We start from the raw sequence: 13,544 nt of genomic DNA, 5'->3' as shown, positions 1-13,544 counted from the left end.
ACACGATGGCATATGCCTTGCAGCTTCACCGCTATCAGCACTCATGCCTACGGCGGGATGGGTCGAAAGACAATGGCGTCGTCACTGGCCCTTGCTCTGGCAAGGCGCCCGGTACGGCGTTTTTTTATGCAAGGTGCTTAACCATGATCGAAGTTCCAGCCAACTCTTTGGCGTGGGTCAATGGCAGCGATGCCCCGGAAAAGACCGACATCAACCTCGGCTTCATGGCCCTGAGCGATTGCGCATCGGTGGTGGTCGCCGCCACTCAGGGGTTCGCCCAGCCTTACGGCTTGACCCTGAACCTCAAGCGCCAGTCGTCCTGGGCCAACCTGCGCGACAAACTGGTCAGCGGCGAACTCGACGCCGCCCACAGCCTGTACGGCCTGATGTATGCCGTTCACCTGGGCATCGGCGGCGTGGCCTCCACCGACATGGCCGTGCTGATGGGCCTGAACCAGAATGGCCAGAGCATCAATCTCTCCCACGGTTTGCAGGCGCTAGGCGTGACCAGTCCTGATGCACTCGACCGCCACGTGCACCAAACTCGCCCGAAACTTACCTTCGCCCAGACATTTCCCACCGGCACCCACGCCATGTGGCTGTATTACTGGCTGGCGAGTCAGGGCATTCATCCGTTACAGGATGTCGACAGCGTCGTGGTCCCGCCACCGCAAATGGTCGCGCACCTGCAAGCCGGGCGCATCGACGGTTTTTGTGTCGGGGAACCTTGGTCCGCCAGCGCAGTTCAACAGAACCTCGGCTTTACCTTGGCGACGACCCAGACCATCTGGCCCGATCACCCGGAAAAAGTCCTCGGCTGCACCCATGCGTTTGTCGAGCAATACCCCAACACCGCACGGGCCTTGGTGATGGCGATTCTGGAAGCCAGCCGGTTTATCGAGCAAAGCACGGAAAATCGCCGCAGCACCGCACAACTATTGAGCGCGCCCGACTACCTCGACGCCCCCCTCGACTGCATCGAACCGCGCCTGTTGGGCGACTACGCCGACGGTCTGGGCCATCGCTGGCAGGACCCGCACGCTTTGCGCTTCCATGCGGACGGCGAAGTCAACGTGCCGTACCTGTCCGACGGCATGTGGTTCATGACCCAGTTCCGGCGCTGGGGTTTGTTGCGCGACGACCCGGATTACCTCGGCGTGGCCCGCCAAATCCAGCAACTGGCGTTGTACCGCGAGGCTGCCAGCGCTGTCGGAGTCGCCGCCCAGAATCAAGACATGCGCAGCAGCCAGTTGATCGACGGCAAAGTCTGGGATGGATCCGACCCGGCCGGCTATGCCCGCAGCTTCAAGTTGCACGCCCTGAGCGACAGCTCGCACCGATTCGCCCAGCGCTGACAGGAGACTGCGAACATGCTGCGTATCCTGCTGATCAACGACACCGCGAAGAAAGTCGGTCGATTGAAAGCCGCCCTGACCGAAGCCGGGTTCGAGGTGATCGACGAATCGGGCCTGACCATTGACCTTCCCGAGCGCGTCGAAACAGTGCGTCCGGACGTGATCCTGATCGATACCGAGTCACCGAGCCGCGATGTGCTGGAACAAGTGGTGCTGGTGACCCGCGACCAGCCACGACCGATCGTCATGTTTACCGACGAGCACGACCCCGGCGTGATGCGCCAGGCGATCAAGTCCGGGGTCAGTGCCTACATCGTCGAAGGCATTCACGCACAGCGCTTGCAGCCGATTCTCGACGTGGCCATGGCGCGGTTTGAAAGTGACCAGGCGCTGCGCGCCCAACTGCATGCCCGCGACCAGCAACTGGCTGAACGCAAGCGCATCGAGCTGGCCAAGGGGCTGTTGATGAAGATGAAGAGCTGCAATGAGGAAGAGGCTTACACCCTGATGCGCCGACAGGCGATGAGCCGGCAGCAGAAGTTGATCCAGGTTGCCGAGCAGATCATTGCCATGAGTGAGTTGCTCGGCTGAGGTTTTGTGGTGCCTTTGAAGGGGCCGCAACTCGGTTCTGAACTGTTGGCACAAATCTGGCTAAGTAATTACCACAGGTAACCAACGGCGGTTGCCCCACCTACGACAAAGACGTCGCTCACCTCATTTGCCCTTGGCGAATCAGGTGGCGGCGTTTTTTCGTTTTGGCCCCACAGCCCGGGGCCGGTGGTGCGGCCCACAGGCGCCCCACCTGCTAGCTCATGACTCCTTCTCGAGACTCTTCACAGCTGAGGTGCGCGATGAATTCAAGCTTCTGGAAATCCGGCCATACGCCGACACTGTTTGCGGCCTTCCTCTATTTCGACCTGAGCTTCATGGTCTGGTACCTGCTCGGCCCGTTGGCGGTGCAGATCGCCGCCGACCTGCACCTGACCACCCAACAGCGCGGGCTGGTTGTGGCGACGCCGATCCTGGCCGGGGCCGTGCTGCGCTTTATCATGGGCATGCTGGCGGATCGTCTGTCGCCAAAAACCGCCGGGCTGATCGGCCAGGTGATCGTCATCTGTGCGCTGTTCGGCGCCTGGAAACTCGGGATTCACAGCTACGAGCAAGCGCTGGTGCTGGGCCTGTTCCTCGGCATGGCCGGTGCGTCTTTCGCCGTCGCTCTGCCGCTGGCCTCGCAATGGTATCCGCCACAGCATCAAGGCAAAGCCATGGGCATCGCCGGTGCCGGTAACTCCGGCACTGTGCTCGCCGCACTGATCGCTCCGGTGCTGGCCGCCGCATTCGGCTGGAGCAACGTGTTCGGCTTCGCCCTGATCCCGCTGATCCTGACCCTGATCGTCTTCGCCTGGCTGGCGAAAAACGCGCCGCAACGACCGAAAGCCAAGTCGATGGCCGACTACTTCAAGGCCCTCGGCGATCGCGACAGCTGGTGGTTCATGTTTTTCTACAGCGTGACCTTCGGCGGTTTCATCGGTCTTGCCAGCGCCCTGCCCGGCTATTTCAACGACCAGTACGGCCTGAGCCCGGTGACTGCCGGTTACTACACGGCGGCCTGTGTGTTCGGCGGCAGCTTGATGCGGCCGTTGGGCGGTGCGCTGGCAGACCGTTTCGGCGGGATTCGCACGTTGTTGGCGATGTACACGGTGGCGGCGCTCTGCATTGCGGCGGTGGGTTTCAATCTGCCGAGTTCCTACGCGGCGCTGGCGCTTTTCGTCTGCACCATGCTCGGTTTGGGCGCAGGCAACGGCGCGGTGTTCCAGTTGGTGCCGCAGCGTTTTCGTCGCGAGATCGGTGTGATGACCGGTTTGATCGGCATGGCCGGCGGTATCGGTGGCTTTGCCCTGGCGGCAGGCATGGGCGCGATCAAGCAGAGCACCGGCAGTTATCAGTTGGCCCTGTGGTTGTTCGCCAGCCTCGGCGTTCTTGCCTGGTTCGGTCTGCACGGCGTGAAACGTCGCTGGAGAACCACTTGGGGTTCGGCCGCAGTGACGGCGGCGCGGGTCTGAGACCTCAATGAGCCTGCAACTGAGCTTTGCCGAAGCCAGCGCCATTGGCCCGCGCGAGGAAAACCAGGACGCCCTGCGCCTGGTGACGCCGGCCCCGGCATTGGCGGCGAGCAAGGGTTACCTGTTTGCCATCGCCGATGGGGTCAGCCAATGCGCCGATGGCGGTCTCGCCGCCCGTTCGACCTTGCAGGCGCTGGCGCTGGACTATTACGCCACCCCGGAAACCTGGGGTGTCGCTCAAGCGCTGGACCGCCTGCTGCTGGCGCAAAATCGCTGGCTGCAGGCCAATGGTGGCGGGCAACCGCTGCTGACCACGGTCAGTGCGCTGGTCATGCGCGGTCGGCGTTTTACGCTGGCCCATGTCGGCGATTGCCGGGTGTATCGCTGGCACGCGGATCAGTTGCAGCGCATCAGCGAGGACCATGTCTGGGACCAGCCGGGCATGCAGCATGTGCTGAAACGGGCACTAGGCCTGGATCAGCATCTGGTGCTGGATTTTCTCGATGGCGAATTGCGCCTGAATGAGTGTTTCGTGCTGCTCAGCGATGGCATCTGGGCCGTGCTGGGCGACACTGCGATTGCCGCCATTCTGCGAGATCAGCCCGATCTGGACAGTGCGGCAGACACTCTGGTGCAGGCCGCCCATCTGGCCGGTAGTCAGGACAATGCCAGCGCGCTGCTGGTACGGGTCGATGCATTGGGTGCAACGAGCATTGGCGATGCGCTGATTCATTTGCAGCAATGGCCATTGCCAACGGCGCTGAAACCCGGTCAATCCTTCGAAGGCTGGCTCGTAGAAGGGATACTCAGTCAGAGCCAGCAATCGCTGCTCTATCGGGTTCGCGACGGGCAACAGCAACCCTGGCTGTTGAAAACATTGCCCGCCGCGCTGAACGACGATCACTTGGCCGGGCAGGCGTTGCTGTCGGAGGAATGGTTTCTCAAGCGCGTGGCCGGACGGCATTTTCCTGAAGTCCATGCCGCCAGCCAGCGTCAGCATTTGTACTATGTGATGCGCGAATATTCCGGAACGACGCTGGCAGACCTGCACACCCGTGTCGGACCTTTGCCGCTGGCGCAATGGCAAGATCTGGCCGAGCGCTTGCTTCGGGCAGTTGGCCTGTTGCATCGGCGGCAAATTCTTCACCGAGACATCAAACCGGAAAACCTGCTGCTGGGTGACGACGGCGAATTGCGCCTGCTGGATTTCGGCCTCGCGTATTGCCCCGGACTGTCCGAGGATCAAGCCTCTACCCTGCCTGGAACGCCCAGTTACATCGCGCCGGAAGCCTTTCGCGGGGATATCCCGACGCCGCAACAAGATCTGTACGCGGTGGGCGTGACCCTGTATTTCCTGCTGACCGGGCATTACCCCTACGGTGAAATCGAAGCGTTCCAGCGACCACGGTTTGGTGTACCGGTCAGCGCCAGTCGTTATCGGCCGGATCTGCCGGAATGGATTGCGCAATGTCTGCAACGTGCCGTTGTGGCGGATCCGGATCAGCGGTTTGAAACAGCTGAGGAGTGGCTGTTGTTATTGGAACAGGGTGAACGGCATAGCTTGAGCGTTCGACCCAGACCGTTGCTGGAGCGTGAACCGTTGAGGGTCTGGCGAACATTGGCCTTGGTGTCGTTGCTGTTGAATCTGGTGCTGCTGGTGTTGGTTTTTCACGACTGACGCAACTACGTGTAAAAGCCGCGCCAATTGCGGGCGTCGCGCATTGTTTCGGTGCGAAAACGCTCTTCTCACACTCGTAATCTTCGACAGCACCCAATAAACCCGGCCACATGAAGCACTTGGCACAACCACTGCATTACCCTTTCCACCACACATAAAGCACAGCCTTCAACGATGAAGGCTGCGCTTCCCGAGAGAACGGGACCAGGACAAAGGCGTCCTCGCTAGGCAACTAGCGGGACGCCTTTTTTTGTTTGCGCAAAATTTGTCGAGCCAGACCTGAAGCCCTGATGAGGCGGGTCACCGCTCCCCGGAGAACCTGATGAAAAAACTAAAACTGGTGATGATCGGCAACGGCATGGCCGGGGTTCGTACCCTGGAAGAACTGCTCAAGCTGAGCAACGAGCTGTACGACATCACGGTCTTCGGTGCCGAACCCCATACCAATTACAATCGCATCCTGTTGTCGCCGGTACTGGCCGGTGAGCAAACATTCGAAGAGATCGTGCTCAACGACCTCGACTGGTACCTGGACAACAACATCAAGCTGCTGCTCAACCGCAAAGTGGTGGAGATCGATCGGGTCAAACGCCGCGTCATCTCCGAAGACGGCACCGAAGCCGAATACGATCGCCTGCTGATCGCCACCGGCTCGACCCCGTTCATTCTGCCGATTCCGGGCAACACCTTGCAGGGCGTGATCGGCTACCGCGACATCGCTGACACCCAGGCGATGATCAACACCGCCAAAACCCATAAACACGCCGTCGTCATCGGTGGTGGCTTGCTCGGTCTGGAGGCCGCGAACGGCCTGATGCTGCGCGGCATGCACGTGACCGTGGTGCACCTCGGCGAATGGCTGCTGGAGCGCCAGCTCGACAAGACCAGCGGCCAGTTGCTGCAAACCGCCCTTGAAGCGCGTGGCCTGCACTTTCGCCTGTGTGAGCAAACCCAGGCCCTGCACGATGCCGGCAATGGCCGGGTGGGCTCGGTTGAGTTCAAGAACGGCGACATCATTCCCGCCGATCTGGTGGTGATGGCCGCGGGCATTCGCCCCAACACCGAACTCGCGGAAAAATCCGGCATTCCCTGCAATCGCGGGATTCTGGTCAACGACACGATGCAAACCTACGACCCACGGGTCTACGCCATCGGTGAATGCGCCAGCCATCGTGGCATCGCCTACGGCCTGGTCGCGCCGCTGTTCGAACAAGCCAAGGTCTGCGCCAATCACCTCGCCCAATTGGGCTTCGCCCGTTATCAAGGCTCGGTGACGTCGACCAAACTGAAAGTCACCGGGATTGACCTGTTCTCCGCCGGCGACTTCATGGGCGGCGAAGGCACGGAAACCATCACCCTCTCCGACCCGATCGGCGGCGTCTACAAAAAACTGGTGATCAAGGATGACGTGCTGGTCGGCGCCTGTCTGTACGGCGATACGGCGGATGGCGGTTGGTATTTTCGGCAGATTCGTGAGAATCACGCCATTGGCGAGATCCGCGATCACCTGATGTTTGGGGAAAATGCTTTGGGCGACGTAGGACATCAGGGCCAGGACAAAGCCATGAGCATGGCCGACACCGCCGAAGTCTGCGGCTGCAACGGCGTGTGCAAAGGCACCATCGTCAAGGCGATCCAGGAACACGGGCTGTTCAGTGTCGACGAAGTGAAAAAACACACCAAGGCGGCCAGCTCTTGCGGCTCCTGCGCCGGCCTCGTCGAGCAGATCCTGATCAACACCGTGGGCGGCGCGGCAGACGTGAAGCCGAAAAGCGAAAAAGCCATCTGTGGTTGCAGCGACCTCAACCACGGGCAAATCCGCCAGGCCATTCGCGAACAGCATCTGCTCACCATCGCCGGCACCCAGAGCTACCTGAACTGGCGTACCCCGAACGGCTGCGCCACCTGCCGCCCGGCGCTCAACTACTACCTGATTTCCACCTGGCCGGGCGAAGCCAAGGATGACCCGCAATCGCGCCTGATCAACGAACGCGCCCACGCCAACATCCAGAAAGACGGCACCTACTCGGTGGTCCCGCGGATGTGGGGTGGCGTGACCAACCCTTCGGAATTGCGCCGCATCGCCGACGTCGCCGACAAGTACAACGTGCCGATGGTCAAGGTCACCGGCGGTCAGCGCATCGACTTGCTGGGGATCAAGAAACAGGACCTGCCGGGCGTCTGGAAAGACCTCGACATGCCGTCCGGCCACGCCTACGGCAAATCCATCCGCACCGTGAAGACTTGCGTCGGCAGTGAGTTTTGCCGTTTCGGCACGCAGAATTCCACGCAGCTGGGCATCGAGCTGGAGCATGACCTGTTCAACATGTGGTCGCCGCACAAAGTGAAACTGGCCGTCTCCGGTTGCCCGCGCAACTGTTCGGAAGCAGGCATCAAGGACGTCGGCATCATCGGCGTGGATTCCGGCTGGGAGATGTACATCGGCGGCAACGGCGGGATCAAAACCGAAGTCGCCGAGTTCTTCGTGAAACTGAAAACCGCTGAAGAAGTGCGCGAATACAACGGCGCGTTCTTGCAGCTCTATCGCGAAGAGGCTTTCTACCTCGAGCGCACCGTGCATTACCTGCAACGGGTCGGCATGGACCACATCAAGAAAGCTGTGCTGGAAGACCCGGAACGGCGCAAGGCGCTCAATGACCGGCTGCAATTCTCGCTGTCGTTCGAACAGGACCCGTGGAAAGAACGCCTGACCCAGCCATTGCTGAAGAAAGAATTCGACGTCATTCCCGTGAAGAACCTGGAGGTGCTGGCATGAACTGGCTGGATATCTGCGCACTGGAAGAAATCAACGCCTTGGGCTCGCGGATCATTGCCGGCCCAAAAGGTGACATCGCGATTTTTCGTACCAGCGACGATGAAGTGTTCGCCCTCGATGACCGCTGCCCGCACAAGGGCGGACCGTTGTCCCAAGGCTTGATCTACGGCAAGCGTGTGGCCTGTCCGCTGCACAATTGGCAAATCGACCTGGAAAGCGGCGAAGCCCTGGCCCCGGACATCGGCTGCGCCCATCACCACCCGGCGCGGGTCGAAAATGGCCGAGTGATGCTAGCCCTGCGGGATGCAGGCTGATGGACCGCCAGATCACCGCGACCACCTGCTGCTATTGCGGGGTTGGCTGCGGCGTGCTGATCGAACACGACGGCGAGCGCATCCTCGGTGTCAGCGGCGATCCGGCACACCCGGCGAACTTCGGCAAGTTGTGCAGCAAGGGATCAACCCTGCATCTGACCGGCGACTTGACGGCACGAGCGCTGTACCCGGAACTGCGCCTGGGCAAAGGCCTGGCGCGCAACCGCACTGACTGGGACACCGCGCTCGATCACGCGGCCAACGTTTTCGCCCAAACCATTGCCGAACATGGCCCGGACAGTGTGGCGTTCTACATTTCCGGACAGTTGTTGACCGAGGACTACTACGCCTTCAACAAACTGGCGCGGGGGCTGGTGGGCACCAATAACATCGACAGCAATTCCCGTCTGTGCATGTCGTCGGCGGTGGTCGGTTACAAACGCAGCCTGGGCGCCGACGCACCGCCATGCAGCTATGAAGACCTGGAATTGAGCGACTGCGTGATGATCGTCGGCAGCAACATGGCCTACGCCCACCCGGTACTGTTTCGTCGCCTCGAAGAAGCCAAATCCCGCCGACCGCAGATGAAAGTCATCGTCATCGACCCACGACGTACCGACACCTGCGATTTGGCTGACCTGCACCTGGCGATTCTTCCGGGGACCGATGTCGCCTTGTTTCATGGGATTTTGCACCTGCTGCTGTGGGAGGACTGGATCGACCGCGACTACATCAAGGCCCACACCGAAGGCTTGCCCGAGCTGAAGAACCTGGTGCGCGATTACACCCCGCAGATGGTGTCGCAACTGTGCGGAATCAGCGTTGAGCAATTGCAGCAATGCGCTGAATGGGTCGGGAATTCACCGAGTTTCCTGTCGTTATGGTGCATGGGGTTGAACCAGTCCACCGCTGGCAGCGCAAAGAACAGCGCATTGATCAATTTGCACCTGGCGACCGGTCAAATCGGCCGTCCCGGCGCAGGACCTTTCTCGTTGACTGGTCAGCCAAATGCCATGGGCGGCCGGGAAACTGGCAGTCTGTCCAACCTGTTGCCGGGCCATCGCGATGCGGCCAATGCCGAGCACCGCGCTGAAGTGGCGGCTTATTGGGGGGTCAATCAACTACCGGAAAACCCAGGGCTGACCGCCATCGAGTTGTTCGAGCAGATGGGCAGCGGAAAGATCAAAGCCTTGTGGATCGCTTGCACCAACCCCGCGCAGTCACTTCCCGACCAGACTGCCGTGCGCGCGGCGCTGGCAGCGTGCCCGTTCGTGGTGTTACAGGAGGCCTTTCGTACCACTGAAACCGCGAGGTTTGCTGACCTGTTGTTGCCCGCCGCCAGTTGGGGCGAGAAGGACGGTACGGTCACCAACTCCGAGCGGCGCATTTCCCACGTTCGCCGAGCGATCGTCGCACCGGGTGAAGCGCGCCCAGACTGGGCGATCACCGTGGATTTCGCACAGCGGCTGGAAAAGCGTCTGCGCCCGGATGCGACCAGCCTGTTTGCCTTTGACACTCCGGCACAGGTATTCGACGAATACAAACAACTGACGCGTGGTCGGGATCTGGATTTGTCCGGAGTCAGCCACGCATTGATCGACAAGATCGGCCCGCAACAATGGCCCTTTCCTGCGGGCGCCAGTGCAGGCACTGCACGTCTTTATCTCGACGGTATTTTCCCGACCGTCAGCGGCCGAGCGCAGTTCGTGGCTGATCCGTATCGCGCCGCCAAGGAACAGCGCGATGCACGTTTCCCGCTGACGCTGATCACCGGACGACTGCGCGATCAATGGCACGGCATGAGCCGCACCGGCACAGCCGCGCAACTGTTCGGTCATGTCAGCGAAGCCGTGTTGAGCCTGCACCCCGATGAACTGCGCCGGCATCGCCTGCAATCCGGCGATTTGATCAGCCTGAAAAGCCGCCGCGGCGCGGTGATCGTGCCGGTCGCCAGTGACGACAGCGTGCGCCCGGGCCAAGCCTTTTTGCCGATGCATTTTGGTGACCGTTTTCTCAAGGGGGGCGTGAACAGCCTCACCCTGCCCGCTTTTGACCCGTTGTCGAAACAACCTGAGCTCAAACACAGCGGCGTGCGCCTCGAACCGGTGCAATTACCCTGGCACCTTTTCGCGCTGGTAGAGGGCGATGTCCAACAACATTTTGAGACGCTACGACCCCATTGCGACGCGTTTTCCTACGTGAGCCTCAGCCTGACAGGCCGTGAGCGCCCTGCGCTGCTGATACGCGCTGCCAGCACCGCAGCGCCCGATCCACAACTGCTGCGCGATATCGATCAATGCCTGGGGCTCAACGACGGCCCGGTCCTGGCCTACGACGATCCACGACGCTCCATCGGCAAGCGTGTGCGGATCGAGAACGGACGGATCACCGCAATCCGCTTGGCGGGTGAAACCCTTGCCCGGCACTGGCTGCAAAACCTCTGGCTCGAAGGTCGCGCCGATGAACAACTGCGACGCTGGCTGCTCGCCCCGCTGAGTGCACCGCCGGGCCAGGTCGACGCCGAAGCCATCGGCAACAAAACCCTGTGCAACTGCAATAACGTCAGCCAAAACGCGGTCTGCGCCGGCATTCGCCGCGGCCTGGACTTGCAGGGCTTGAAACAGGAATTGGGTTGCGGCACGCAATGCGGCTCTTGCGTCCCGGAAATCAAGCGTTTGCTGGCCGCCACCGCGCAGCCGGTCGCCGTCATCTCGTGAGGAAAAGACAATGAATGCAAAAGTCTGGCTGGTGGGCGCAGGCCCCGGTGACCCTGAATTGCTGACCCTCAAAGCGGTTCGGGCGCTGAGAGAAGCGGACGTGGTGCTGATCGACGACCTGGTCAACGACGCGGTGCTTGAGCACTGCCTCGGCGCACGGATTATTCCTGTAGGTAAACGTGGTGGCTGCCGCTCTACGCCACAGGAGTTCATTCATCGTTTGATGCTGCGTTATGCCCGTCAAGGCAAATGCGTGGTGCGGCTCAAAGGGGGTGACCCGTGCATCTTCGGGCGTGGCGGTGAAGAAGCGCAGTGGTTGCGTGAACGCGGGGTCGAGACCGAACTGGTCAATGGCATCACCGCCGGCCTGGCTGGCGCGACTCAATGCGATATTCCGTTAACTCTGCGCGGTGTGGCGCGAGGCGTGACGCTGGTGACCGCCCACACTCAGGATGGCAGCAACCTGAACTGGCGAGCACTGGCTCAAGGTGGCACGACGCTGGTGATCTACATGGGTGTAGCGAAGCTCAGCGAGATACGTGAGCAACTGCTAGCGGGCTCTATGGCAAGAGATACGCCGGTGGCGATGATTGAAAACGCGTCATTGCCGCATCAACGGGAATGTCGGAGCAGCCTGATGGCGATGGAGGACGATGCCTGCGCCTTCGAGTTGAAAAGCCCGGCCATCCTGGTGATTGGTGCGGTCGCCGCCAACGGTGCTCGCGAAGAGGCCCTGTCCGCCGAAATTAACGTCGGATATCAACACGCCTGACACGGGACTTCACCAAATCGCAGACAAAGAAAAGCCCGGCCTAAGCCGGGCTTTTCTCAAAGCGGCGGGTAATTACTTACCTTGGGCTTCAACCTGCGCTTCTACACGACGGTTTACAGCGCGGCCAGCTTCAGTTTTGTTGTCAGCAACTGGGCGAGTTTCGCCGTAGCCGATCGACTGAACGCGGGACGATTCAACACCGTACTGGTTGGTCAGAACTTGTTTAACGGCGTTTGCACGACGCTCAGACAGTTTCTGGTTGTAAGCGTCAGGACCGACGTTGTCAGTGTGACCTTCAACAGTAGTGGTGGTGGATGGGTACTGCTTCATGAAATCAGCCAGGTTCTTGATGTCGCCGTAGCTGTTTGGCTTGACTACCGACTTGTCGAAGTCGAATTTCACGTCCAGCTCAACACGAACAACTTCAGCAACTGCCGGGCAGCCATCAGCGTCAACAGTTACGTTGGCTGGGGTGTCTGGGCACTTGTCAACGTTGTCGCACACGCCATCGTTGTCGCTGTCGGAGCAGACTTCTGGAGCTGGAGCAGCAGCGACTGGCTTGTTGCCGCCACCGAAGTTTACGCCCAGACCGATCGATGGGATGTAGTCCCAACGGCCGTTGTCCAGTTTGTAGTCAGCTTCTACGCCAGCACGAGCGTAGACGTTTTCCAGGAAGTAGTACTTCAGGCCAGCGCCAGCAGTCAGGAAAGTCGACTGATCGCGACCAGTGTGGCCGTCAGCGGCTACGTTGGTCAGGCTGCCGTGCTTAACGCCACCTTGAACGTAAGGACGCAGAGCGTCGCCAGCGTTGTTGAAGTGGTATTGAGCGTTCAGACCGAACTGGTCGCCTTCAATTTTCTGAGAACCAGTGCCGTTGTTCGAACGGGTGTAGTCGTCAGCATTGTAGGTGAAGTTCAACGAAACGTCGTCGGTCAAGAAGTAACCGATGGAGGCGCCAGGAGTGTAGCCGTCTTCAACGTTGTTAACGCTGTCGTTGTACTTCTTCCCGTAGTTGAGCTCGCCTTCAACTGCGCCTTGGCCTTGTGCCAGAACGCCGAACGAAGTAGCGGCAATAAGAGTACCAATGGCCAAGCCCAAGGTGTTTTTCAGTTTCATCCGTTAAATCCCCATCTGGTGATTGTAAAGCAGTCCCTCAAACCGGGGGACAACTCGGCGGCTAGTCTATCAGAACTAGCCTACACGTAAGAGATATTTGCGCTGAACTAAGTTTCAGCAATGCCTGCAAATTTCTCACGCAATTTATCAAGAGCACGTTTGTACCGCATTTTTGTCGCACTCAAACCCATATGCATGATATCCGCGATCTCTTGAAATTCCAGCTCTGCGACAAAACGTAGCACCAGAATTTCACGGTCAATCGGGTTTACATACACCAGCCAGCGATCGAGTCCACCCTTATCCTCGGGTTTCGGCGCCTTTTCTTCAGACGCTTCCTCGAGGGGGTCCAGACTCAAAGCGTCCATCAAGCGACGCTTTCGCCGTTCCTTCCGATACTGTGTGATGCATTCGTTGTACGTGATGCTATATAGCCATGTCTTGAACTTCGATTTCCCCTCGAAGTTCTTCAAGCCGTACAGCACCTTCAACATCACTTCCTGACAGACATCGTCTGCGTCGCGATCGTTCCCAAGGTATCGGGCACAGACGTTAAATAATGTTCGCTGGTAACGCCGCATCAGTTCTTCATAGGCGCGTGTTACGTGAAACAGCTCGGTATGCGAGCGCGCGACCAACTCCTCATCAGAGAGCTCGCGGGGGTCGTAGCGCGTGGAGAGCGATTGAGCTTTATTCAAAACAAGTCGGGCCGACAGTCAGGTCAATGTCCGCCGCTGCCCTTTCGGGACAATT

10 protein-coding genes are annotated in these 13,544 nt (G+C 60.0%); 8 read left to right on the top strand and 2 right to left on the bottom strand.

Features of this window, described 5'->3' with window-relative positions; translation table 11 throughout:
* Positions 1 to 143: 143 nt before the first annotated feature.
* The 8 genes from NL116_RS09930 to cobA all read left to right on the top strand — a co-directional run bounded on the left by NL116_RS09930 (position 144) and on the right by cobA (position 11,675).
* Positions 144 to 1,355 (top strand): CmpA/NrtA family ABC transporter substrate-binding protein, encoded by a 1,212-nt coding sequence (locus NL116_RS09930; protein WP_494377012.1) that lies wholly within the window; start codon positions 144 to 146, stop codon positions 1,353 to 1,355.
* A 15-nt stretch (positions 1,356 to 1,370) separates the two neighbouring features.
* Positions 1,371 to 1,946 (top strand): ANTAR domain-containing response regulator, encoded by a 576-nt coding sequence (locus tag NL116_RS09925; RefSeq protein WP_310260607.1) that lies wholly within the window; start codon positions 1,371 to 1,373, stop codon positions 1,944 to 1,946.
* Between the two features lie 260 nt (positions 1,947 to 2,206).
* Entirely contained in the window at positions 2,207 to 3,418 is a 1,212-nt protein-coding gene (locus NL116_RS09920) for a nitrate/nitrite transporter (RefSeq protein ID WP_494377011.1), read from the top strand.
* 7 nt (positions 3,419 to 3,425) lie between these two features.
* Positions 3,426 to 5,096 carry a bifunctional protein-serine/threonine kinase/phosphatase gene (locus NL116_RS09915; protein ID WP_494377010.1) on the top strand — a complete coding sequence of 557 codons (1,671 nt, stop codon included), beginning with the start codon at positions 3,426 to 3,428 and terminating at the stop codon, positions 5,094 to 5,096.
* A 322-nt stretch (positions 5,097 to 5,418) separates the two neighbouring features.
* The gene (nirB, locus tag NL116_RS09910) at positions 5,419 to 7,872 is read left to right on the top strand and encodes a nitrite reductase large subunit NirB (protein ID WP_494377009.1); all 2,454 of its coding nucleotides are present in this window, start codon (positions 5,419 to 5,421) and stop codon (positions 7,870 to 7,872) included.
* Entirely contained in the window at positions 7,869 to 8,186 is a 318-nt protein-coding gene (nirD, locus tag NL116_RS09905; RefSeq protein WP_477805331.1) for a nitrite reductase small subunit NirD, read from the top strand. Before nirB ends, nirD begins: the two co-directional genes overlap by 4 nt.
* Positions 8,186 to 10,903 carry a nitrate reductase gene (locus tag NL116_RS09900; RefSeq protein ID WP_494377008.1) on the top strand — a complete coding sequence of 906 codons (2,718 nt, stop codon included), beginning with the start codon at positions 8,186 to 8,188 and terminating at the stop codon, positions 10,901 to 10,903. Before nirD ends, NL116_RS09900 begins: the two co-directional genes overlap by 1 nt.
* A 10-nt stretch (positions 10,904 to 10,913) precedes the next feature.
* Positions 10,914 to 11,675: a uroporphyrinogen-III C-methyltransferase gene (cobA, locus tag NL116_RS09895; RefSeq protein WP_494377007.1), complete on the top strand. Its 762-nt coding sequence runs from the start codon at positions 10,914 to 10,916 to the stop codon at positions 11,673 to 11,675.
* A 72-nt stretch (positions 11,676 to 11,747) separates the two neighbouring features.
* On the opposite strand, the gene NL116_RS09890 is transcribed toward cobA, so the two are convergent.
* Both NL116_RS09890 and sigX read right to left on the bottom strand, forming a co-directional pair.
* Positions 11,748 to 12,791 (bottom strand): OmpA family protein, encoded by a 1,044-nt coding sequence (locus tag NL116_RS09890; RefSeq protein WP_494377006.1) that lies wholly within the window; start codon positions 12,789 to 12,791, stop codon positions 11,748 to 11,750.
* A gap of 107 nt (positions 12,792 to 12,898) precedes the next feature.
* Positions 12,899 to 13,489 (bottom strand): RNA polymerase sigma factor SigX, encoded by a 591-nt coding sequence (sigX, locus tag NL116_RS09885; protein WP_008146300.1) that lies wholly within the window; start codon positions 13,487 to 13,489, stop codon positions 12,899 to 12,901.
* Positions 13,490 to 13,544: the final 55 nt, after the last annotated feature.

Source organism: Pseudomonas sp. FBCC-B1667 (genome assembly GCF_059133255.1).
Note: the sequence above shows the minus strand (reverse complement) of the source record. Positions and strands in the feature narration are given on the sequence as shown.

Coding starts and splice junctions, on each gene's coding strand:
- cobA (WP_494377007.1), top strand. CDS start 10,914: ATGAATGCAAAAGTCTGGCTGGTGGGCGCAGGCCCCGGTGACCCTGAA.
- NL116_RS09925 (WP_310260607.1), top strand. CDS start 1,371: ATGCTGCGTATCCTGCTGATCAACGACACCGCGAAGAAAGTCGGTCGA.
- nirB (WP_494377009.1), top strand. CDS start 5,419: ATGAAAAAACTAAAACTGGTGATGATCGGCAACGGCATGGCCGGGGTT.
- NL116_RS09900 (WP_494377008.1), top strand. CDS start 8,186: ATGGACCGCCAGATCACCGCGACCACCTGCTGCTATTGCGGGGTTGGC.
- NL116_RS09890 (WP_494377006.1), bottom strand. CDS start 12,791: ATGAAACTGAAAAACACCTTGGGCTTGGCCATTGGTACTCTTATTGCC.
- NL116_RS09930 (WP_494377012.1), top strand. CDS start 144: ATGATCGAAGTTCCAGCCAACTCTTTGGCGTGGGTCAATGGCAGCGAT.
- nirD (WP_477805331.1), top strand. CDS start 7,869: ATGAACTGGCTGGATATCTGCGCACTGGAAGAAATCAACGCCTTGGGC.
- NL116_RS09915 (WP_494377010.1), top strand. CDS start 3,426: ATGAGCCTGCAACTGAGCTTTGCCGAAGCCAGCGCCATTGGCCCGCGC.
- NL116_RS09920 (WP_494377011.1), top strand. CDS start 2,207: ATGAATTCAAGCTTCTGGAAATCCGGCCATACGCCGACACTGTTTGCG.